The 23,906-nt window shown below is 58.2% G+C and carries 14 protein-coding genes; 1 reads left to right on the top strand and 13 read right to left on the bottom strand.

What is annotated here, in order from left to right:
- Nucleotides 1-71: 71 nt before the first annotated feature.
- The gene (locus Q1B27_RS13665; RefSeq protein ID WP_299848347.1) at nucleotides 72-656 is read right to left on the bottom strand and encodes an outer membrane beta-barrel protein; all 585 of its coding nucleotides are present in this window, start codon (nucleotides 654-656) and stop codon (nucleotides 72-74) included.
- A gap of 327 nt (nucleotides 657-983) precedes the next feature.
- Nucleotides 984-1,406 (bottom strand): DUF1489 domain-containing protein, encoded by a 423-nt coding sequence (locus Q1B27_RS13660; protein WP_299848346.1) that lies wholly within the window; start codon nucleotides 1,404-1,406, stop codon nucleotides 984-986.
- Between the two features lie 138 nt (nucleotides 1,407-1,544).
- Between Q1B27_RS13660 and Q1B27_RS13655 the strand changes: the two genes are divergently transcribed.
- Nucleotides 1,545-3,839 carry an adenosylcobalamin-dependent ribonucleoside-diphosphate reductase gene (locus tag Q1B27_RS13655; RefSeq protein WP_299848345.1) on the top strand — a complete coding sequence of 765 codons (2,295 nt, stop codon included), beginning with the start codon at nucleotides 1,545-1,547 and terminating at the stop codon, nucleotides 3,837-3,839.
- 295 nt (nucleotides 3,840-4,134) lie between these two features.
- Here Q1B27_RS13655 and Q1B27_RS13650 read toward each other — a convergent pair whose 3' ends face one another.
- The 11 genes from Q1B27_RS13650 to Q1B27_RS13600 form a co-directional block, all read right to left on the bottom strand.
- A complete protein-coding gene (locus Q1B27_RS13650; protein WP_299848344.1) occupies nucleotides 4,135-8,895 on the bottom strand; it encodes a hypothetical protein in 4,761 nt (1,586 codons plus the stop codon).
- 13 nt (nucleotides 8,896-8,908) lie between these two features.
- Nucleotides 8,909-13,300 (bottom strand): hypothetical protein, encoded by a 4,392-nt coding sequence (locus Q1B27_RS13645; RefSeq protein ID WP_299848343.1) that lies wholly within the window; start codon nucleotides 13,298-13,300, stop codon nucleotides 8,909-8,911.
- A gap of 113 nt (nucleotides 13,301-13,413) precedes the next feature.
- Nucleotides 13,414-13,854, bottom strand: a complete 441-nt coding sequence (locus Q1B27_RS13640) for a MarR family transcriptional regulator (protein ID WP_299848342.1) — start codon at nucleotides 13,852-13,854, stop codon at nucleotides 13,414-13,416.
- Nucleotides 13,855-13,878: 24 nt separating this feature from the next.
- Entirely contained in the window at nucleotides 13,879-14,463 is a 585-nt protein-coding gene (locus Q1B27_RS13635; RefSeq protein ID WP_299848341.1) for an amino acid synthesis family protein, read from the bottom strand.
- On the bottom strand, nucleotides 14,460-15,041 hold the full coding sequence (locus Q1B27_RS13630) for an amino acid synthesis family protein (protein WP_299848340.1): 582 nt from the start codon (nucleotides 15,039-15,041) through the stop codon (nucleotides 14,460-14,462). Before Q1B27_RS13630 ends, Q1B27_RS13635 begins: the two co-directional genes overlap by 4 nt.
- Complete coding sequence (locus Q1B27_RS13625; RefSeq protein ID WP_299848339.1) at nucleotides 15,034-15,891, bottom strand: UPF0280 family protein; 858 nt, start codon at nucleotides 15,889-15,891, stop codon at nucleotides 15,034-15,036. The genes Q1B27_RS13630 and Q1B27_RS13625 overlap by 8 nt, the downstream gene beginning before the upstream one ends.
- The gene (locus tag Q1B27_RS13620; protein ID WP_299848338.1) at nucleotides 15,891-17,378 is read right to left on the bottom strand and encodes a 6-hydroxynicotinate reductase; all 1,488 of its coding nucleotides are present in this window, start codon (nucleotides 17,376-17,378) and stop codon (nucleotides 15,891-15,893) included. Before Q1B27_RS13620 ends, Q1B27_RS13625 begins: the two co-directional genes overlap by 1 nt.
- Nucleotides 17,375-20,113 (bottom strand): molybdopterin cofactor-binding domain-containing protein, encoded by a 2,739-nt coding sequence (locus Q1B27_RS13615; protein ID WP_299848337.1) that lies wholly within the window; start codon nucleotides 20,111-20,113, stop codon nucleotides 17,375-17,377. Before Q1B27_RS13615 ends, Q1B27_RS13620 begins: the two co-directional genes overlap by 4 nt.
- Nucleotides 20,106-20,939 carry an FAD binding domain-containing protein gene (locus tag Q1B27_RS13610; protein WP_299848336.1) on the bottom strand — a complete coding sequence of 278 codons (834 nt, stop codon included), beginning with the start codon at nucleotides 20,937-20,939 and terminating at the stop codon, nucleotides 20,106-20,108. The genes Q1B27_RS13615 and Q1B27_RS13610 overlap by 8 nt, the downstream gene beginning before the upstream one ends.
- A gap of 162 nt (nucleotides 20,940-21,101) precedes the next feature.
- Nucleotides 21,102-22,328 carry a serine hydrolase gene (locus tag Q1B27_RS13605; protein ID WP_299848335.1) on the bottom strand — a complete coding sequence of 409 codons (1,227 nt, stop codon included), beginning with the start codon at nucleotides 22,326-22,328 and terminating at the stop codon, nucleotides 21,102-21,104.
- Nucleotides 22,329-22,601: 273 nt separating this feature from the next.
- Entirely contained in the window at nucleotides 22,602-22,877 is a 276-nt protein-coding gene (locus Q1B27_RS13600) for a hypothetical protein (protein WP_299848334.1), read from the bottom strand.
- Between the last annotated feature and the right edge of the window lie 1,029 nt (nucleotides 22,878-23,906).

Below are 23,906 nucleotides of genomic sequence, written 5' to 3'. Positions count from 1 at the left end.
TAGCTGAACTCAAAAAAACGCCCCCAGAAAATGTTCCGAGGGCGTGATCTGCTGATTCTCAAGTTGATTGATCAGAAGCGGAAGGTACCGCGCAGCTGAACAGTGGTGGCTTCGACATCTGTCGTGGTCGAGTTGAAATTGTCAAACTCGTGGTAGAGAACCTCGCCACCCAGGCTGAAATTCTGGGCAATCAGGTGCTCATAGCCCGCACCGATGAAGTAGCCATCGTCATCGCCCAAATTGTCCGTATCGGCATTGGCGTAACCGACTGTGGCGTAGGCCAGCCCGTTGCCGATTTTATAACCGCCACGGGTTTTCAGGCGCCAGACCTGTTCCAGATTGGCGGCATTGCCCAGGCCGATATCGGCAAAGTCCCAATCGGCGCCCACACCGACAACCCAGTTGCCCAGGTCCCAGTCGTAACCACCGACGATACCGCCGATGAAGTCATCGCCGTTCACGCCGGGGACATTGGTGTCGACATTCGCATAACCCAGCTGACCACCGGCATAAAAACCAGTCCAGTCAGGCGAGGTTGAGACCGGTGCAGCCGGGGCAAGTACCGGCTCGGACATTGCGGGTTCGGGTGAACCGGCAAGCGCCGGCGCGGTTGCCAAGGCCAAGGCGGCGGTGGCGAGTGTAATTTTCTTGAACATTTCAGTGTTCCTCTCGTTTCGGTGCCCTTTACGGGCGGATGTCTGCGGCACAGGAAAGGGTTAAAAAAATCCACAATGCCGCGTCGAACAAGGGGCTATCTGTTGTGCCCCGGGAGGCAAAACAAGGGGCAGATGGGGAAAGTTCCGTTCACGTTATTTTGTAGGCGTTTTTGGGCTGAATTCAGCCGGTAGACTGGCAAATTTCCGCATGTAGTTGAGGTGTTTATGCAACGTTTTCAGGTATTTCACGCTGATCAATGGACGCAACACACCTGAGCACCCATCTGGGCAAGCTTTGCCAGCAACACAGCCTTATCGAATGCAGCGCTAGAGGACGCCGATATCAGCCAGCGCCGCAGAGAGGTCATCGGGCAATGCATCATCGCTGGACCGTGTTTGGGGCAGGTCCACCGGGGCGTCGCCAGGATCAAGATAGCGCCAGCCTTGAAAGGGGCGGCGTTTGACGCTTGTTGTGCGAACCAGCTCTGGGTTGAGCACGAAGGCACAGCGGCGGATACCGTCGCTGCCTATAACTTCATCGAAGCGCAGAACACGTTGCCGACAGAGGATAAAGCCCTGAATGACCCAGAAAATACTGCCGCCGTCCAATACCTCTGCTTCACGTTTGGGCCACATGCGGGTGACATGCCGCGGCAGGCCATCCGGACCCTGTGACCGCTTGGTTTTGTGCCATTTGGCCAGTCCGTCGACGCTTTCGGTACCGACGCTGAGTTTGAGCAGATGCATCATCGCCACAGAATCCCCCTGTTGGCATATATCGTAGAGCAAACGGCGTTGACTGCAAATCGTGGTGGGCACATCAACCGCTTTCAATTGTATTAAACAATCCAATCCGCTATCTTGAGTGCCTTCCTAGAGGATATTGCTATGACCCGTTTCGCCGCTCCGATCGCTGAACAGATCTGGAACATGAAATACCGCTACATGCCAAATGACGGCAATGAAGGTGATCAGTCGGTCGAGGATAGCTGGCGGCGGATCGCGCGGGCGTTGGCGGTGGTCGAGAACACACCAGAGGCCTGGGAAGACAAGTTCTTTGAGGCACTTAAGGATTTCAGGTTTCTGCCAGCCGGTCGGATCACTTCGGGCGCGGGAACCGGGCGTTCCGTCACGCTGTTCAATTGCTTTGTCATGGGCACGATTCCGGATGACATGAGCGGTATTTTCGATGCTTTGCGCGAGGCGGCTTTGACCATGCAGCAAGGCGGTGGGATTGGCTATGATTTCAGCACCATCCGACCCAAGGGAGCCGAAGTCAAAGGCGTCGGGGCCGATGCCAGCGGACCGCTGAGTTTCATGGATGTCTGGGACGCGATGTGCCGCACGATCATGTCTGCGGGCAGCCGTCGTGGTGCGATGATGGCGACGATGCGCTGCGATCATCCGGATATCGAGGATTTCATCAGTGCCAAGGCCGATGCGGCGCGTTTACGCATGTTCAACCTGTCCGTTTTGATCACGGACGCGTTCATGGAGGCGGTCAAGTCTGATGGCCCCTGGGAGCTGTCATTCGACGGAAAGGTCTATCATACCATTCAGGCGCGTGACCTGTGGAACAGGATCATGCAGGCGACCTATGATTTCGCCGAACCCGGGGTGATTTTTATCGACAGGATCAATCAGGCCAACAACCTGAATTATGCCGAAACGATAGCGGCCACCAACCCTTGCGGTGAACAGCCCCTTCCACCCTATGGCGCTTGTCTGCTGGGGTCGATCAACCTGGCGCGGTTGGTCAGTTCTCCGTTCGAGGATGTGGCCCAACTGGATGAAGAGCAGTTAAACGAGTTGGTCAAGACCGCCGTCCGGATGATGGATAATGTGGTGGATGCCTCGCGTTTCCCATTGGAGGCACAGCGACAAGAAGCACAGGCCAAGCGCCGGATTGGGCTGGGGGTGACCGGGCTGGCGGACGCGCTGCTGATGGTCGGGTTGCGCTATGGTTCGGACGAAGCGGCGCGTCAGACGGAGCATTGGTTGCGCGCGATCGCCCGCGCCGCATATCTGGCGTCGGTGGATCTGGCGAGGGAGAAGGGGGCGTTCCCGCTGTTCGACGCCGACGCTTATCTGGACAGCGGGACGATGCAGGGGATGGATGAAGATGTGCGCGAGGCCGTGGCCAAGCACGGTATCCGGAATGCGCTTTTGACCTCGATCGCGCCCACCGGAACGATCAGCCTTTATGCAGGGAATGTCAGCAGCGGGATCGAGCCGGTCTTTGCCTATTCTTACACCCGCAAGGTTCTGCAGAAAGACGGTAGCCGCACCGAGGAAGAGGTGGTGGATTACGCCGTGGCGCTCTGGCGCGAAAAATTCGGGGATGCACCGCTGCCGGACTATTTCGTCAACGCCCAGACGCTTGCACCTTCGGATCATGTAAAGATGCAGGCGGCGGCGCAGAAATGGGTGGATTCGAGCATCTCGAAAACCATCAACTGCCCCGAGGATATTTCATTCGAGGCATTCAAGGATGTCTATCTGCAAGCTTGGGATAGCGGTTGCAAGGGATGTACAACCTATCGACCCAATGACGTGACCGGCAGCGTGCTTAGCGTTAACGAGGCCGAGGACACGGTGCCCAGCGAGGCGCCGGCGCAGGTTTCCGGCAATTTCCCGGCTGAGGGTGGCGAGATCGTCTATATGTCTGAACCGCTCGACCGGCCCAATGCGCTGGAGGGCAACACCTACAAGCTGAAATGGCCGGATAGTAACCACGCGATCTATATCACCATCAACGACGTGGTGCTGAATGGTCATCGCCGCCCGTTCGAGGTGTTCATCAATTCCAAGAACATGGAGCATTTCGCCTGGACCGTGGCGCTGACCCGGATGATTTCAGCGGTGTTCCGGCGGGGTGGGGACGTGTCGTTTGTGGTGGAAGAGCTGAAGGCTGTGTTTGACCCGCGTGGCGGAGCCTGGATGCAGGGGAAATACGTGCCCTCCATCCTGGCGGCGATTGGTGGCATCCTCGAACAGCATATGATCCAGACCGGTTTCCTGGCAGGAGAGGGGATGGGGCTTAAGTCAGACCCGCAGGCACAGGTTGTCAATCTGGGCGATGCGCCCCGAGGCGCGGCCTGCCCGTCATGCGGCGAGTTCGGACTGCGTATGGTCGAGGGTTGCATGACATGCCCCAGCTGCGGCCACTCGAAATGTAGTTGACTTGGAAAGAATGTGACTGTGTGAAACGCGCCACTTGGGCACCGTCTTTTTGGGTCTCGAAACGCCCCTTAGCTTAATTTACGTGGTTTGCTGAACAGGTTATATATATTTAAATAATTCAATTACTTAAACTTATTTCATAATTCTTCGATTTCACGGATAAATTGTAACTTTGACGTCTCAAATACGCGGCGGAGCCTATTGATTGTTTCGAGTGTTGGTCGAAGTTCGTGGGTCTTCAAAAGCGAGGTGTGGCGCATCGAAACATTGTTCTATGCGCAAAGTCGAACTGTTATCAAAGGGCATCAACGTCGATGATATCGGCGAACACCAGACGTTCTTCGATAATGCGACGGGGGAAGGTGTTGTTACCGACTTTCTCATTCACCACGTGATCGGAATAAAAACGTTCGAACTCGCGCAATACGACCCGACGTTTACCGGAACCGCTGGGAATTGTCGTGGCCCCCTCCCAGAAGGCAGGGTCCTTGATGAACGGATCGAAAACACCCAAAGTACCGGCTGTGGCCAATTGACCGACATTGTTGGCCAGAACATTGCCAAGCGCCGTGCCCGAGTTCAGCGCCAGCACGCCAAGATTGACCGAACCGGCCAATTCGACCGTGCCGCCAGCCCTGCGGCGGACAGTACGACCGGACAGGAACGGGTTTGTTGTAACCGGTGCAGCGGTGAACCCACCGCCCGCGAGCCCTGGATTGGTGACGACAGGGCCAAGATCGGGCGTCGTCGTTATCACCGGTCCTGTACCCGGGTCATCTTCTTCACCGACAACATGCTGTTTGAGGACCTTCACATCCTCCCACCCAAGATCGCTTTCGATGCCCGGATTTTGCTGCTGCAATACCAGTTCAACGCGGTTACGGCCGGTTTCGAACGGGCCATTGATCAGTGAGACATTCTGGTAGGAAGAATCCCGTGTTGCATGTAATGGACCGCTGTCCGGATCTGGACCGTGTAGCGAGACTTTGAGCTTGCCAGCGTCCTTGCGGGCGACAATCTTGCGTCGGGGTAGTATCTGGCTGAATTCGGCCAGCACGACCTTTGATATCTTGGCGCCAGGGATAGCATTGGGCTGATATCGCACCAGCGCAAGGCGGACGAAAGGCATGTAGGCCGCGCCGGGATTAAGCTCCACATCGCAGAACCAGAGGCCACGATCCGCGTCCCAATGGACCCGGTGCCCGACAATACGGACCTGAGAACTATTCGGTTTTTCCTGAAGCGGGATGGTCTCGGCTGTGACGCGTGCCGGGAAGTCCTGATCGCGAATGGTTTTCTTGGGCTTGGCGGTTTCCCACAACGGATCGGTGCCCCATTGCGTGACCAGCTTTTCCATATCATCAGTGATCGTATTGAAATTGGCATTATTGCCATGCAGCACAACGCCTAGTAACTCTCCGTCTCCCGAGGAAAACCACGGGCGGTCCAGCCAGATGCGCAAGCCGTTGCCGTGGCGTGTGGCTTGGTGCTTGTCACTGGCCTCGCTGCGCTGCCATTTGAAGGTCGGGACGACATAAAGCAGCTTGGGGTCTTTGGGCGGCGCACTGGATTTCACCAGGCTTTGCGCGCTTGATCCGGCGGGGTCGCGCAGGACCGGCGCACCAGCGTCCTCATCATCGGGCAGGGCTACTGGAGGCCCATCTGCTGCGGGACCAAGTCGCGATGTCAGGTCGGGCTGGTCGTACATCGACGGTGGCAGATATTCGCGGAAGCGGGTAGTGGCGCGGACACGGTACTGAATTAGCCTGAACCGGGTATCGCTGAGTTCGTGGATGTCGCCTCGTACCGCCTCGGGATCAGCCAGTTGATTATCGACGGCGCTTTGCAGCGGGAACTGGTTGCCGTAGTTTTCTGGCAGGCGTATTTCGCCAAGCTGACCGCTGAAATCAATACGCTCGGGTTCGGGTTTGTTGATGTCGTCAACCCATTCCTTCCAGCGCGCTTCGACTTCGAACTTGCCCGTTGACGGGCCATGTAACCGGACCACGCGGCAGTTGAGCCTGACATTATGATCCCCCACGCCGCGGGCCGGCGTCATCTTGATCAGTTCTGGCTGGCAAACCGGTTGCTGGGTGGCGTGGACCATTGTCAAACTGCGATAGGGCGTCATCAGCCAGTTCGTACCCTTGGCGGCGGCCTTCATGCAGGTCTCGGCTGCCGTCTTGGACTTGGCCCATCGCGGAATGCCGAAATGGTGCAGGAAATCGGCATGGACAAAGCTGGAATAGCGCAGTCGCAAAATCTGTCCCTTCGCCAGGAACAGGGTTAAAACGCGGTTCCCTTCGTCCCAATCCGGCCTGCCGTCATTGGCGAACGTGACCTTGCAGGGCAGATCGTTGTCAGCCTCTTCGCGCTCAGCCAGAACAAGGCGGAACCCTTGAGAACCAGGCCATTCCTGACGATTCTTGACCAGAATGATCAATTGGTCCGTGTCGCCGCAAAAGACCACGCGGCAGTGATCACCTAGAACCATCCCATCAGAGATACCGCTAATCTCATGTCCAAGAATGGCGCGTATCGCGACGCCACCCGCCGCCCCATCGGGCAGATAGGGGGTTTCGACATGTTCCTGCTTGTGGATGATATATTGCCCGCCTGCCATCCGGTCGCCCACCGGGTTGTCGGCGCTGGGCAGTTCTGGCGGCACCAAAGTCGTCGTCGCGACACTCGTGATGGCCTTGGGTGTGATCAGTTCGATTTGGCTGCCGGGCAGAGGGTCATAAAGCGATCCCTCTTCGCGCGCAGCAATCTCGTACCCCTTTTTGGCATCCTGCCAATCGCCCCCCAGATAAGGATCGAAAAGCCCATGCACTTCGCATTGTTGCTGCGATGATTTGGGCGGCACGACATGGCGCTCATTCTCTTTCGTGTAGGAAAAGTCACCTGAGGCTTCGAGGTCGATCGCATCCTTAAAGTCTTGGGTTTCAAGATATTCTTCGGTCGTCTTGTTGAAATTCGACCGAACGACCATGCGCTCAAGCTGTTCACCCTCGCTGACGCGCTCGCGGTGCAGCAGGACTGGCGGGTCAACCGGTTCGAACCGCCAATAGCCCACCGCATCGCTGGCCTGTTCCAGCGGTTCAATGGACGGATCGTCAATCGCCAGAGAGTTCCCCGCAAGATCGACGTCCCGCGCCCTGACACGATAAAGGCTGCCAAATCGCAGGCGGGGCAACGTACCGCTTTGCACCTTGAAGGTGGCGGCAAGCCCATTACCGTTTTTGGCGGTGTCCGTCACATCGGTTGGAACCTCGGCTTGCAGGTTGTTGTCTTCATTGGTTTCGGATTTGATCACCTTACCCGGGCGTGGCGCAACAAGCGACCAGCCGGCCCAGCGAAACAGGCTTTCGTGCATGTATTGTTCGTCGGGATCATTGACATCACCCGTCATGGACGATCCGGAAACATAGCCTTCATCGGGGTCGAACTTGAGCTCGGCATCTGTTTTCAACGCTCGATATATTCCCACACGGGCGCAGAGGCTTTGCCATTTTCCGGGTTGGATGAAATCGGGTACCCGCGCGATGTCCACCCGGTGGCCGCGATGCACATCCTCGGCGAAAAGAACCACATCCTTGGCCTGGCCATTGACGATTTCGGTGTTTTTCAAATCCGATGCGGCGGCCAGTTTTGCCAACTTTTCAGCGCGGCCATGCTGTGACACACCAATGCCCGAACTACGCAGGGCGGCAACAGGCTGACGGTCACCAGTGGTGTAGGTCACTTCACCGTGTTTTTGTCGCAGCGACATGCCTTTGGTGATCAGATTCTGCGCCGTCAGCGTGTAATTCACCGTCTTCAGCGCAGCCCCGTCGGGGTCGACCTGATAGAGATCGAAACGGCCAGGCTTTTCGTCTTTGAAGTTGTTCCAGCCGTCATCCGATCCTTCAAGTCGCAAAAATCCTGCCGCGTGATCGTCAGTGCGTGGGCGGGGCACAAATCGGTCGCGATGGGCCAGCCATGCGGTCCGTGGCCGCGCGTCTTCGCCGGGCGGGTTTGCCGCCCATTTGACGCCCAGTTGCATCTGTCCGACGCCGGTTCCATTGCCCAAGGTGATACGATCCCGAATGATGCCCGGATCTTCGAATACGAAATCAATCACCAATCCAAGACTGCGCAAAAACGCGCCGTAATCTGAATACGATGCGACGATCTGATGGAAATCATAGTCAGGCTCAGGCGGTGGCGGCGTCACGTCCTTGAAATCCGGCCGCAGTTTTGCCTTTTCCGCATCGGTTGCCTTTTTGCGGCGGTAAAACCGGTCGGCCTGATAGAAAGTATATTCATCGGCGCTGGCAAAATTGGCCATCACCCCAGCATCACTGCCCGCAAAGGCCGGATCACGCCAATCAGATTTCATGACGCGCAATGGTTTCTTGGTTAATACCTGTGGTGTAAGCGTGTCACCTTCGACCTTTGGATCAACCACATCCATCGCATAGACCGACTTTTCACTGAAAACCCGACCTTTGATGGATTCCTCGACATTTCCGCCATAGAAACGCGAAAATCCCGGCAGCGGCACTTCGATCTCCTGATCACCGAAGGTAAACTTGTGCGTCCGGGTGCCGATGCCGGTCAGCATGCCCTTCAAACTTGGATCAGCCTCGGACCAGGGCAGCAGTTTCGGGTGTTCCGCGCCAGTATCGGTGGCCATGCTGCCGTAATGATCGCGCGCAAAGGACAGAACATTTTTAACCGAGTAGGAATGCAGGTTGGTTTTGCTCATATCCTTGTAAACAAAGCCGGCAACCGGCGTTTGTTCGTCAAAAAATTGCTTCCAGATTTCCGGGTCGGGTTCGCTGACCCGTTCAAGATCAACTTCATCCATTCCGATGCGCAGCGAAAACTGCGCGCTATCCAGTGTCACAGGCCAATTGTGCCAGGCCCCGAAGGCCGCAAGTGACTGTTCGTCCGCGGCCTCGGGCGTCAGGCGTGGCGAGACGACGACGGATACCCGCCATTTTCCCTTGTGATCACCCTCTCGCACACGACCAAAGGGTAGAACGGTCCAGACAATGAGTTGTTGTGCCATTCTCTCCTCCTTCCTATGCGAACGCCTCGGCATATTCGCGCCAGCCATAGTCAATTTCTGGCCCGCTGATTGCCGCCAGTTCCTGTTCGATCGGTAATTCCGGCTGGTGCCCCATCATCTCACGCAGGCTTGGATCACCGTTTGAACCGGCGAATTTCTTCTCGCATTTGATGGTGACGCTGCCGGAGAATATGAAGACCGACACTTCGATGGTCAGCTCGGCCCGACCGGTGCATTTGCCGGATGAGAATTCGTATTCCAGTTCCAGGTAAAGCTCGATCGAGGCAGAGATCAGACCCAGCACATCCACATGACCGCCCAGCCGGAAATAACCGGTTAGGGATGCCTCGTCCTGTTCCATCCGGAAATAGATACCGGCCATCACCTCGACACCGCCCGAGGCCACGCCCAGATCAATCGACAGCGACGCGCCGAATTCAAATGCTGCCTCCAGGATTTGCACGCCCTGGGGGTCGATGGTGATGCCGAAGAATCCGCCGCCGCCGAACATATAGACGGTCAGGCAGAAGGGTTGTTCGCGCGTGCAGAAGTTGAAACCGACAGATAACGGCTGACCGATGAAGGGTACTGTGAATCCAGCGCCCAGACTGAGGTTCGAAATGTTCAGAACCCCAACAGCGATTGTGGGCAGCGCTATGTCGAAGCCCGCGTGAATACCTTCTGTCGTGATGTCCAGATAGGGGGGATCGGAAAACCCATCGAGAGGGATGAGATCACGCAAGGTTTCGACAAAACTCAGCGGGCCGACGAACTTGATGTCTTTCAGCAGGACATCAACATCCATTTTCGCGGCACTGTCGATGGCAAAGCTGATCTTGTCGAAATTCAGCTCAATGAACGAGGCCGGGGCGATCAGTACCAGATCGAAGCTGCGCAAAGAGCAGCTGACCGAAATCTGTGGGCTGGAAGCGCCGTTCTTCTTCACCTTGCCTTCGACGGCAACCACCAGGCCTTTTTTGTCGTTGGCGCGGAAGAGGGCATTGGTTTCATTTGGCCAACTGGCGATTTCCGGATTCCAGTCGAACCGGATCGTCAGTTCATCACCGGTCAGCGCCTCCAGAATTTTGCTGATCACTTCAGCGATATCGAATACATCCTCAACCTCTTTCAAGGCTGATACAATCGGCGCACGCAGTCCTTCGGGCAACAGGTCAAAATCGGCGATCGCGTTGCGGAAGGGTTCGATTGAATCGTTAAGCTCGCCCAGCTTGGTGCCGAATTCGCCCGCATTCTCCAGAAGGCCCGCCAATGCGGATGGGTCACCAACAATCGCGTCGACCTTTTCAAAGATAGTCTTGCCCGCGGCAAAGACAGCCTGCGCATCCTCAATCGCTTCCAGGATGTCTTCAAGCCCGTTGGCGAAGGCCATGAGTTGCTGGCGTATATTGGCAGGGATCAAGTTGCCTTGCGGGCCGTTCAATATGCTTTTCAACTCGCTAACTTTGGCTTTCAGCGCAGGAATGTCGGCCAGAGCCTGAGTGAAATCCGGGTCTGTACCAATCGCGTCAACAGCGGCATTTGCAGCGCTTTCGACCTTGTCGCGCAATGCTTCGATCAAGCCCAGCATCTCGTTGAGCTTATTGATGGCCTGCTGCATTTCCTGTGGTACGGCCTGCCCCTGATCGATCAGGTCGTCAATTTTGAAAACAAACTGCTGCAACGCCCCTTTGGCAATTCCAAGCGGCCCCTTGGGAAGATCAATCGCCAGGTTGAAAAACCGCAGCAATGTCGACACGAAAGTTTCAACCTGCGTGCCGGCCTCGGACGCGAATTTCGGTATTTTCTCCGGCTCGCCTGAGATATTGGCGACCAGTTGAATCAGCTCGCCCAGCGGGATGCACCCAAAGAGCAGGGGCAAAGGCAGATCGTTCAGCGACGGGGTCGTCGGGAAACCTGCGCCGCTTTCCAGGATGCCTTTGGCAAATTCATCCGGGTTGGTCATGATCGGCCCGGCGGTGCGCGAAAGCGCCAGTGGCTTGATATTGGGTTGTAGGAAGCCGCCGGATTTATCCCCCTGCGAGGAAAAATCGAGCTGCCCCATGCTGCTGCCGGTCTCAATCACATCGGCGAACACTTCACCAATGTTGCGATCTGCTTCGGGTGCCGAAATGTCAGTATTGAAACCAACCTTCAGGTATTGCGTGTTCCACCTGAGCGTATTGGTTTTTGTCGATCCGGTCAGATGGGCCACGGGGCCAAGTTTGGCATCGACCTGATAAATCTTGGGCACGAAAAGCGGGCGGGTCAGGTTATTACTGTAGGTTCTGAGGCTACTATTTGTGGTTGCAGATACGCCAGGGCTTTGACGCACCGGGGCTTCCATGTTGAAGGTAACCGTCTTGACGTCGACGGCACTGTCGCCAGGATTGTTTGGTGTCGCAAGCGACAATTTCTGGAAATCGAGATTGGTCGTGTGCAGCGGGCTGGCGTTGAATTCGACAGCCGCGTCTGCCGCGTTGTTCTGCGCCAACGCCCAGGCCGGAACCAGCTTGTCATTCACGTTATTGCGCGGACACGCGATGGTGTTGTCCATGAAGATCATGGGCAGATCGAACGCAACGCGCCGGCCATCCAGATCGGTCGCCACGCATTGGAACTGGAATGGATTTTCGTTGATATAGGGCCAGAAAAACTGCTGCCCTCTGCCATTTTCAACTTCCGTATCCTCGGGCTTGTCCAGATCGGGGGTTTGATCCGTCAGGATTTCAACCTTGGAAAACGGGAATTGCCGCGCGAAGTTGATAGTGCCGTCGACAGATTGCGTGGCGTGAAACGCGCTATCGTCGAAATACCGGACGGGTTCGCGGATGATGATGAAATACCGCTGCCTGAGATAGGCATTCTGGCTCAGGTCCGGCTGGATGTTGTCCCTGTCCTTGTGGAACTTCCGTTCGGTGACCTTGACCAGCGACACACGATGCCCGAACGGGCAAAGGAAGCCGCGATAGACGACTTTGGCATAGTGGTCACGCGCCATCGATGCGCGATGCACCCATTCTTCGACCGACAGGCCGATCGGATCCCATGCGCCGCGGCTGTCCAGCCACCCGCCAAGTGAGGACAGCATCATCAGCTTGGTATCAATCGGATCGGGGTGGTAGTCGTCATTGCCGAAATTCGATGACAGGTGCACGAACTGATAGCGGTCATAATCGTCCAGCGGCTGCCGGAAGGGCACCGTGCTTGGGTCCGGCAGATCCGCGCTGTTCGGATATTTGCTCTTCATCGGCTTGTTCGCCGCCTCGATCCCGGTTCCGCGTCTTGCCCAGATCGCCCGGATTGTACGATTGGGGTCCGGGTAGGGGGGCAGAATATGGGTGCCGTCCGATTTGGGCGTCACCATCCGTGTGTGCCAAAGCTCGGTCCGGCTGGTGGCCTGCGAATGCACCGGTTCCGCCGCGTGTCGCCATTCAGCCCCGGCATGAGGTGAGACGAACAAGCGCCACGGCATCTCGATCGAGGTTTGTGTCGATGTCGGTTGCTTGGGTTCTGGCCCCTTTTTGGGAAGGGCGATTGTACCAATCCCGACGCCTACGGCGATATTGTCGGGGATCTGCGTCAGGACGTTGGTGTTCGAGGCATTTTGCCGTGCCCGCAGGGTCGATGTGTCACCGGCACCGCGCGCCGCCAGCCGGAACGATGCCGCGACATGCGCCGACAAGGCTGCACGCTTTTTCACAGAAAGCGCGTTGACGGCGCTGAAATTCAACAGATCCTTGATCGGAATGACCAAGCCGGGTTTCTTTTTCTTGGTTCTTGGTTTGGCATTGCGGGCGACCACCAGCTTGAGGGTCTGAACCGCCTCCAAGATACCTGCCAGAGAATATTCGATCTCCGCATCCGCAGGGACGTCGAAAACCAAGCGGGATTCGTCCGCACTACGCGCCCGGATCGGTGGTTCGCGCAGCGTTTCGTCTTTCGTTGGGTCAGCCGGTTCGGGCTTGGGTTTGCTATTTGTGCTGGGATGCGGCGGATCGCCAGGCTTGGGTGGCACCTTCGTGGTGTCTGCAGGGTCAGCGATATCGGCTGGCGGTGGCTGGTAAAATGTTTCTTCGGTGATCGACTGCGGCGGGAAATGCAGGATCAGCAGACCTTTTTTGCTACCGGTTTTTCTGATCACAGGTGGTTTGCCTGGATCAATGGTGCAGTTACGCAGCTCAACCCGCATTGCCACAAGGTCCTCGACCCGCAAGACCGGCGTGCCAGCGCGGTTTTTCTCGAAGATGTTCTTGATGACGTCAGGCGATTTGGGGATGATCGTTATGCCCGTCAGGTCAATGCCCTGGGCCGCTATGATCGCGCCGGTCGACGTAGCAGCACTCACCGGAACGGTGGCACCAATGGAAAGCCCTTTAATCGACTGCAGCGTGGGTCGGACAGCCATCGCAACCCCCAGAAAATATGTTTGCTAATATCTCAACCGTAGCACGAGTCTCCCATTCTGTCGATTACAGCGGCAAGGACAGGCCTTTCTTCGCCGATCCCGGATCGTGTTCTTCAGATGATTTTACGTAGCAGGTTCACCAATGTCTGGCGCTCCTGTGCGGTCAAAGGTGACAGCGTATTATCGGTAATGACATGCCCGATTTTCCTGAGGTCGTCGATCAATGCCATCCCCGATAACGTCAACGATATGACCGAGCGACGTTTGTCGTTCCGGTCCGGTCGGGATTGCATCAAACCCTTGGCCTTCAAACGGTCCACGACGCCTTTCGTGGTGGCGACATCCATTGCCGCAAGCCGGCCCAGATGGTTTTGCGACACTTCGCTGTTTTCGGAGACGCGCAAAAGTGTGGTGAACTGCGTTGGCGTTAGATGATCAATCGAATGTTTCTGGAAGATCACCGCATGCCGCTGACTGGCAAGACGCAGCAAATACCCCACCTGATCGTCGAGAACATACTCGGCTTCGGTTAGGATCGAGGTCGTTTCACCCATTTCAGAACATGCTCCGGTCAAATGCTATCGCAACCCGTCTTCCCCGATGGCGTCCCTATGGGTCAGACCACCAACACGGGGCAGGGGCCGCCCGCTATCAGTTACGGCGACGGCCACCATGATCTCATTGGCGCGCGGGGCATCGTTCAGACGCACTTCGATCCCGTCAAAATGGCTGCGCACATAGGCTGCATCCTTGTGTCCCAATGGCACGTCAAGCACCTGTCCGGGGCTGCCCATCTTCTTGGATGACGCCACAAGTGCAGCACCTTTTTCGACCGTAGCCCGCAGCGGCGCGCCAAGTTTTGGGTGCAAAATGGCGGCTGCGTGCTCAAGCTCGCCATTCTCTCCGACCATCGCGGATTTGCCATAGCTTTGGGCCTGCGCCGGGGTGATCCCCAGGGCGGCAACACATCTTTCCCCTAGAAGCGTGCCAAGTTCGGCCCCGATTTCCATCAGATCGCTCAAATCTTCCTGATACACCCCGGCGAACGGGTTTGCGATCACGGCAACTGCAACGGCCTTACGGGTCGCCGGAGAGATGTCGCGACCAATTTCGCGATGTGTTTCTTCGACATTGACGGCTAGTTTTCTGATCCTGGCGATCATCGCAATCCGTCCTCGCCCTTGATATCTGCAGCTTCCAGTCCACCGGCACGGTTATGAATGCGCGCGCCTGTGCTCATGACCAGCACCAGCGCCATTTCATTTGCGCGCGGCGCATCGTTGCTTCCCACCTCCATCGCGTCGAAATGGCTGCGCACGTAAGAGGCGTTGATATGGGTGATCGGCACATCCAGCCGCCCGCCAACACCCGTCACCTTCTTGGTGGAGGGCACGATAGCGTTCGAGTTATCCAGTAGCTCACGCATCGCATATCCCCCCGGCGCATGCCACAGTGCGCCGTGCTCCAATTCACCCGACTCGCCGATCAATGCGCCTTTGCCGTACCCTTCGACCTGATCAGGGCCACCAAGCACATCGACCAGTTTTTGCGCCATGCTCAGGCCCAACGGTTTCAGATCTTCCATGAAGCCCTGAATTTTCGGCTCGAACCGCCCGGCAAACGGGTTTTCGATCACCGCCAGAATCGCGGCGCGTTTGAGCGATTTGGCAGGGGCCGGCCCCCCCTCGTGAAAGACCTCCTCAACCGAGGTGATGGTTTTGCGTAAGATCACGTCAGGCATGTTCGGGCATCCTTTGGCTCAGGGTGTCGGGGGCAAATGTCGCAACGCTGTCGCCTTGCAGGAAAATGGCTGCACCGGTGATCAGATCGCGCGTTAGCAACTCCTGCGCACGGCGTTTTCCGGCATGCAACGCCCTGATGCGATCCTCCGGCGCCAGCCGCGCGCACCGGGTCACGACAGGCAGATCGCCCAGATCACTGTCTGCATCAAGCGTATTTGCGGGCACGCGGGTTATGGCGGAATGCCTAGGCAGGTCGACCGCGTTGGCAATCAGCGTCGCGGCCACATCCGCCGTGGCGGCATTGCGCGCCAAAACGGTAACGCTGTCGGCAATTCCCAGGCTGAGGCTGCGGCCATGACGCCCGCTGGTGGCGATTCCCCTGATCGGATCGTCATAACCGATCACGATACGCCCCAGATCGTTGCCATCATGCCCCGCCATTGCCATGCTAAAGCGCTGCCCGCGCGTCAGATGCAGGGCGATATCGCCGCCATTGTTGACATAGGCCTTGTCCAGATCCGCAGCGGCCAGCATCGCCGCCAGCACGGTATCGGCCACACCGCCCGCAACAGCGGCCATGCGGGTCACAAAGCCCTCATCGCAACAGGGCCGCACCGCCGCATCCATGCGTAATGCGACCTCGCCATTCGGGCGCGGGGTGGCGGGTGTCATTTCCGCGCGCAGGGCCGGAAGCTCCGCCACCAGCTCCTCAAGAAGACCGGTAAAACGTTTCTTTGCGGCTGCGAACGCGGTTTGCCGTTCCCCGACCGCGCCGATGATCAGGTCAATCGGCCCATGCTGCAAATGCAGTCTTGTGCCACAGGGCAGAAGGGCGGCAATCGCAGGCATCAGCGCTCCTCCTCCCGGGGCCAGCGAAAGTTGCGTCGCGCCAGCGGATCATGGCTGTCAGCATCCTGTTGCAGCTTGCGCAATTCGGCTTTGGTCACCTCTTCCACTGACTGGATCTCGGCCATATGGCCGCCCAGGGCAGCATAGTCACTAATCCGCAAAGTAAACTCGATGGGCGCGACAAGGGCAGGGGTGGGCACATACCCGAAAGATCCGCTCGGCATTTCCATCACGTCGACCATCACCGTGATCCCGCCGCCGGGCCAAATATAGGCCTGCGCCCCGCCACAGGACACATGGGTCAGCGCCTCCCGGACCGAGCGTGTCAGCCGCACCGGGTTTTCGGTCACGCCCGCGCGCAGGCTGCCGCCCGCCCCGGCCATGAACAGAACGGAACAAAGCGACGGCTCGCAGTTTTCCGACACCCGGTCCGCGGTGGTCTTCAGCGCGGATGGGATTTCGGTGGGCTGTGGTGTTAGGTCTGCGTCCAGCTCGAAATAGGCGTATTGTTCCCCGGTGGTCGAGATCATCAGCAGACGCAATCCGGGCCAGGCCACATCGGATTTGAAATCATTGAGAATGACCAGCGGGTCCTGAATATCCGTGCCACCCCAGCCGGTGCCCGGCTCCGCCACCTGAAAGTAGCGCCCGGGCGTTGACCGGCGGCCCCTGATCCGGATGCCGGTGGGGGGGACATCCAGCATCTTGCCCGCCTGATGCTCGCTCAGAACGCCGGTGATGTGATCATCGACCACGACCACCTCGTCAACATGATCGAACCATTGTTTGGCGAACATGCCGATGGCGGCCGATCCACAGCCGACCCGCATCAGCTTTTCCTCGTCCCCGTTGATCACCGGTGCGCGCCCGGCCTGCACCACGATGCTGGTGGCACTTTCCGCCTCGCCGATGGTCATCTTGACCGCCTCGCGATTGCACAGCCGCAACAACGCATCGCAAGTCACGCGGCCTTCTTTTTTGGTGCCGCCGGTCAAATGGTCGACCCCGCCCAGCGACAGCATCTTGGAGCCATATTCCGAGGTCATCATATGGCCGATGGGCTCCCCGTCGACATAAACGACAGCGCGTTCGTGACCGATATGGCGGTCAGTGTCGATTTTCACCTTCACCCCGCAATAGGAAAAGATGCCTTCGGTCACCACCGTGACCATATCCACATCCTCTATCTGCTGGCTGACGATGAAGGGCGCGGGCTTGTAATCGGGATAGGTCGTGCCCGCCCCGACAGCGGTGATGAAGGGGCGCTCGCCCTTGACGATATCACCGTCCCAGTCCGGCGATGCGCCTTCCATGAACGGCACCAACCTCGGGTCCGAGCGTTCGATCACCGTCAGTGCGTCCAGCCGCACCAGCGCGCCACCGTGATTGGCATAGCGGTCACAGGCGCCCGAATTGCCCTCTGCGATGTAACACAGCACCGGACAGGCGTCGCAGCGGATTTTTTCGGGTTTCACGCGCTCACTCATGACGCTGCCGCCCTGAGTGCGGCGCGCACCCGCGACGGGGTAGCGGGGATTTGCGTGATCCGCACGCCCACCGCGTGATAAATCGCGTTCAAAAGGGCGGGTGTGGTCGGGATCAGCACATGCTCACCCAACCCTTTGGCACCATAAGGCCCGTGCGCGTCGGGGTCTTCGATGATGATCGTCTCGACCGGGGGCACATCGCCGATGGTCGGGATCAGGTAATCATGCAGGTTCTCGGTCCGCCCCGGGATATATTCCTCCATCAGCGCCATGCCAAGGCCCTGCGCGATACCGCCTTCGACCTGACCTTCCACCAGCATCGGGTTGATCGCCTTGCCCACATCATGCGCCGCGACAAATTTCAGGGGCCTGACAGTGCCGAGGCCGCTATCAACCTCGACCACCGCCAGATGGGCGGCATAGCCAAACTGCGCATAGGGCGCGCCCTGACCGTTCTCATCCATAGGTCTTGTCGGCGGGTCATAGGTTTCCTCGGCGCGCAGCACATACCCCTCGTCATCCGCCGCAAGTCCGCTCAGGTCCAGCACTTGCGTTCCCGCTGCATCGGTCGCACGGATCATCCCGCCGCCGATCGCCAGTTCGGCCTCGGCCGACACGTTCATGCGCTCAAGGATCTGCCCCCGCAGTGCTTCGCCCGACAGACGCGCGGCATTGCCAGAGACATAGGTCTGACGCGATGCCGAGGTTTTGCCCGCATCCGGGGTCACATCGGTATCGGCACCAATCAAGTCCAGCGACTGCACCGGCACGCCCAGAGCCGTCGCGAATATCTGGGCAATGACCGTGTTGGCCCCCTGACCAATATCCATCGCCCCTTGGTGCAGCACCACGCGACCCTCCGCGCGAATGCCCGATTTGATGGTCGACGGGTTGGGCAGGGAGGTATTGCCGCAGCCATACCAGCCCGCCGCCACGCCAACCCCGCGTTTCAGGGTGGTGTTGGCGGCGTTGAAGGTGCTGGCAGATGCGCACTCCGCCGCCCAAGCCGGGCGCAGGCTTTGCAGACAAGCGCCGATGCCGACACCTTGCATGAATACCTGTCCGCAAACGGTCGGGACGTGAGTTTCGAGCGCGTTTTGAATTCTGAATTCCAACGGATCAATCCCCAGCTTTTCAGCCAGAGCATCGAAAAGGCATTCCTGTGCGATCGCCGCCTGCGGCACGCCAAACCCCCGAAACGCGCCTGCTGGCGGGTTGTTGGTGTAGATACCCTTGGATTCGGCGCGGTAATCGGTGATCCGATAGGGGCCGGAGGCGTGCACAGGCACCCGCGTGGCCACGGTCGGACCCCAGCTGGCATAGGCACCAGTGTCGAATTTCCCATAGAAATCAAACCCTCTGATCCGGCCCGTGGCATCCGCGCCGATCCGCAGGCGAATGTCCGACGGGTGTCGCTTGGTCGAACTTTGCATCGATTCCACGCGGCTGTAGGTCAGTCTCACGGGTTTGCCGGTCTTCAGTGCGGCCAGCGCCAGATAGGGTTGGACGGTGATATCCAGCTTGGCGCCGAAACCGCCGCCCACGGCGGTCGGGATAATCCGGATATGGCTGCGGTCCATCCCCAGAATGATCTCAAGCGCCTCAAGGTCCATCACCGGAGCCTGGGTGCAGGCATGTACCTCGACGCGCCCGCCGATCATCTGCGCGAACCCCGCTTCAGGCTCGATATAGGCGTGTTCCACGAAACCGCTTTGGAAATGGCCCTCAACCGTCACATCGGCTTTTGCGAGGGCTGCCTGCGCATCCCCGCACGCGACGAAACCGCCACACATGACATTGCCGTCGCGGCCCTTGTGCAGTTGCACAGCCTTCGGTGCCTGGGCCGATGTCACATCTGTGAGGCCGGGTTTTTCCTGCCAGGTGACCGGAAAGCTTTCGGGGTTCAGATCGCAAATGGCCTTCGGTGTGCCGATCACCGCCGCCACCGCCTCACCTCGAAATCGTGTCTCGGTTTCGGCAAAGACCGGCTGATCGACGAATTGCGGAATGACGCCAAAGACGTTTCGCCCGGGGATGTCAGCGGCGGTCAGGACATCCTCAATGTCCGGTGTATTCGCGACGAATGCCGCCAGATCACCCAGCTCGAACGCCGCGCGCGGGTAGGGGGAGCGGATCAGGAAAATCTCCAGCGTGCCCGCCGGCGCGACATCATCGCCATAGGCTTCGCGCCCGGTCAGCTTGTCGGCACCGTCCAGCCGACGGATCGAATGGCCCACCTGACCGGTTGTCTTTTCCGCCCGGCCCTCGGCCCCCATCACTGCAGCAATAATCTTGCGATACCCGGTGCAGCGACAAAGAACGCCACCCAGGGCATCTTTCACCACATCTTCGGTGGGTTCGCTGTCTTCTCGCAACAGCGCCACGGCCGACACCATCATCCCCGGCGTGCAGATCCCGCATTGCGCGGCACCGTGATCCTGAAAGCTTTCGACCAGCCGGGCTGCAATCGGATCCGCCCGGCAAAGGCCCGCCGGGGTTTCCACTGCGCGTCCGGCCACCTGCTGCGCAGACGTCAGGCAGGCACAGACAGGGGTCCCGTCGACCAGCACGGTACAGGCACCGCAATCACCGGCATTGCAGCCGATCTTGACGTCCCGCGCGCCCAGCCGTTCGCGCAGCACCTGTGACAGCCGCTCACCGGGCGCAGGAAAAGCCTTGACCGGCTGGCCGTCCAGCGTGAAGGCGGTGCCTTTTATCTGGGCGTTTTCATTCATCGCCCGCCGCCCGCCTGATCGCCCTTGTGCATTGTTCTGACACTACGTCGCGCCGGTATTCCGCGCTGCCCCTGGCATCATCAATGGGCGAAAGCGGCGATAAATGCCTTGGTGTGACGTTCACCTCGTTCACGCGCTTACCAATTAAATCCCACTCAAGTTCCGGCAGACGTTGCGCCACCGGTGAGCAAGCCCCGACAGCCACGCGGGCACAGGTGATCCGCCCCTCGGCATCGCGTGCGATAAGGGCAGATGTCATGGCGATCGAGATTACGAGGTACCGCCTGCTGCCCAGTTTTTCAAAGGCCGACCGCGCATCTCTCGGGATCGTCGGCACCAGGATCGAGGTGATCAGTTCGTCCGGAGCGAGAGCGGTCTGGCGAACGCCCATGATGAACTTCGCCAGCGGTATATCCCTTTTCCCTCGTTCCTGGCTTGCGACCGTGACCTGAGCTTCCAGCGTCAATAGCGGCGGCACCCCATCGGCAGCAGGGGAGGCATTACTGAGGTTGCCCGCAATCGTGCCGGCATTCTGTATCTGAACGCCGCCCACCGCGCGCGCTGCTTGTTTCAGCGCATCAAAGGCGGGGGGCAGATCTGCCCCGGCAATCTGTCGCCACGTTGTTGCCGCACCGAACCGAAATCCGTCAGGGCCCTCGCTGATGTCGGAAAACCCGGCAATGCGGGTCACATCAAGATAGTAGTCCGGGTTCTCCCCCTGCCGGGCTGCGGGGTAAACATCGGTACCGCCAGCGATCACTTTCCCGCCCGATTGTGCGACGATCTGCAAGGCAGCGGTCAGGTCTGTCGGACAATGATATGCCACCGCGGTCCCTTGGAAAATTGTTAGTATGCGAATGGTATTGGTGACGGTGGCGCGTTGTCAACAAGGGGTGCGTAGGCCGGGATCGACCGCATTTCAGAAGCTAAGATATCGCATGAAACATCAAGATAGCCTTGTAATTTATTGTTATGTATCGTTTTTCACCTATAGATCACGACCCAAAGCCTGCGCGATAGCCCGGAAAGCGGACATGCAATCCTGCATTCGGTCGGGATTGGTGAATTCTGGCCAGGTCGAGAGTTTGACAAAGACCATCTCGCGTTCGGGTGAGACATAGATGATCTGGCCAAAAACACCCAGGCACAGATGCCCCATCTGGTCGTCGTCCTCGATCCAGAACTGGTTGCGATAGCGCCCGTTGGCAAAGTAATTGCGACCGTAATCGTCAAAGAGGCCGTGTTGACCATTGCGGATATCATCGACCCAGGCCTTGGGGATCACCTGTTTTTTGCCGACCTTGCCATCGTTCAGATAGGCCAGCCCCATCCGTCCGAAATCGCGCAGCGTTGCACTGAACCCACCGCAAGACAGGCCATAACCTGCCGCATCAACGGTGAAATGCGCGTGTTCCTGCGCTCCCAGCGGTGCCCAAAGCCGTTCGGACACGATCTGCGGCAGGCGCTGACCGGTAACCCGCTCCATGGCATGGGCCAGAACATCCGTCTCGATCGAGCGATAAAGGAACCGCGCGCCATGTTCTGCGTCTTTCACATGCATTGACAGGATCTGGTCCCAGATACAGCTAGGCCAGTATTCGTGTTCGAACCCATGCGGTACTGGCTTCCAGCCCGCCGCGACATCCATCTTGCCAATGTCGCTGGCGCGATTGGCATAATCGGATTCGTTGAACTGCACGCCTGATGTCATGTCCATCACCTGCTGTAGCGTGGCACCGGCCCAGGCAGTATGGGCAAGCTCGGGCAAGGGGTCGCTGACGGGCGCGGCCGGGTCCAGCAACCCGTCCTCGATGAGGGTCGACGCCGCTGTCGATGTGACCGATTTAGATACCGATTGCGCCAGATGCAGGCTCTGGGCGGTCATCCCGTTGTAATAGCTCTCATGAGCGATGGTGCCATCTTTCAGCACCAATAGCCCGTCGGTGTAGCTGTGATCGATCCACTGCGCGACAGTTGTCAGCCCATGCAGCGCTTCAAATCCAACCTCTTCGATGGCTTCATGCGCTTCGGGCAGGGCCGAGACAGTTCGGCCTCTGCGGACGGGCGCAGTGGGTAGAATTTGCTGGATATGTTGAAAGCTCCAACGGTTCCAAGGCGGACGATCCCAGTCGATCATCGGTACGCGCCATTCGGCCGGGGGCGGCGTGCCCTGCATGATCGGCGGCGGTATCTGTGAATTCAGGTAACTGTGCATGAGGACCTCCGAGACATGTTGACATGCCTCTTTGGTCGCGGCGTGGCACGCGTGACCACCATTTCGTATTTCACGCGCTTTGTTAACCGCTAACTCGTGGGTTCCGGATGGAAAAGGTCGCGCACGCGGTGATTCCTGCGTCGCTGGACAGGCAGGCAAGGATCACCGCGTGGCGCAGTACACCGGCCGCCCGACGGGGATGAACATGCGTCTTTTCCGGCTACAGGACAGGACAAAGGGCCGGAACGGGGCATGGTGTCGGACGACCGGGTATCAGTAGGCGTCGTTAAATCCCCTCTGGACGATGTAATTCGGGCATCCCGGTTGGACTGTATTGATAATCAGGTACCAGACGATTTCGCCAGGCCGCCCGGCGCGCGAATATTCGCACCCTTTGGGATGGGTCCACCATTGTCCGTCATAGGTGTCTGGGGGCATCACGGTAGTGTCTCTGACGATCTTGAGGGCGCTGCTCTTGCCGTCGGCCAGGGCGGTGCCAGTACAGGTGATCAGTGCAAGTGCGGCGGCAAAGATCGTCTTTTTCATCATCGGGAAATGCTCCGGCTGTCACATCTGGGTCTTAGGGTGAAACTACCGGTAGGTCGTGGCGTGAATAGGTTTTGGAATGCGGCGAGAAATGGACGATTTGTTAAGGTTTTCAGAAAATTCTTGTGGGCTCACGGGGGAACCGCGCAGCGTTGTGGCTCAAGAGCGAAAATGATTTATGTTCCCCGATCCGGTTCGATGCCTGTTCCACTTAGTGATACTGCCTCAGAAGGCAGTTGACTCACATCAAGGCTTGTCTTTGTGACGTTATTAAAGTCGGAATTCAGACGCGCTTTCGCAACTTGGAACGAAGATCACATGACGATTTCTCCGATGCTCTTTGTTTGCCTCTTCTTCGCCGGTTTCGGAATTTTCCTGATTGGAGCCGGCGTAATCTGGTGGGTTTCCTTGCAAGCCAAAAGAATGAGGCACACCGAAACCGGTTAGCCTTGTGATCAACGTTTCACCTTGATCTCGGGCTCATCTGCGCGCAGTGCCAGCATCACCGTGCAAGGCAAATCGTGAATGGCCATTGCCCTAAATAAAAAAAGCTAACGAAAATCGAATGTCCGCTGTTTAGCACAGAGTGGACACGATGTTGAGGGCGAGCGCCGGGCCGTGGGGTGGCGCTGCAATATCTCAGCATGGTATTTTATCCTCTCCAAGACCCTCCATCCTCTCCGGAACGCGCACCCTCACCAAAGCGCCAGCCCGTCGCACCGGAGGTGCGCCAACTATCGTCGGCACGCCGCTGGCCTGACGGGACGGTGTCGCCATTGTCGCTCGGACCAATGGCGCAACCATTACAACCGCTCGCCCGGCGCCTGCGGCTTGATTCCGGGCAGGGTGGCTGGAATGAACGGTTTCAAAGTCAGCAAGGTGGCCACTGGCTGCTTGGAGCCCTAAATGTCGGATGCTGCGCAGGCGCCCAATGTCCGTTATTGGTATATGAAATCGCGTGACCCTAGAGCTATTTGTCGCCAACACCGCAACCAGCTAGTCCGGGAGAGATTGTAAATGGGCGAAACGACA

Origin of the sequence: uncultured Roseovarius sp. (assembly GCF_947489715.1) — a bacterium.
Lineage (GTDB): Bacteria > Pseudomonadota > Alphaproteobacteria > Rhodobacterales > Rhodobacteraceae > Roseovarius.
Note: the sequence above shows the minus strand (reverse complement) of the source record. Positions and strands in the feature narration are given on the sequence as shown.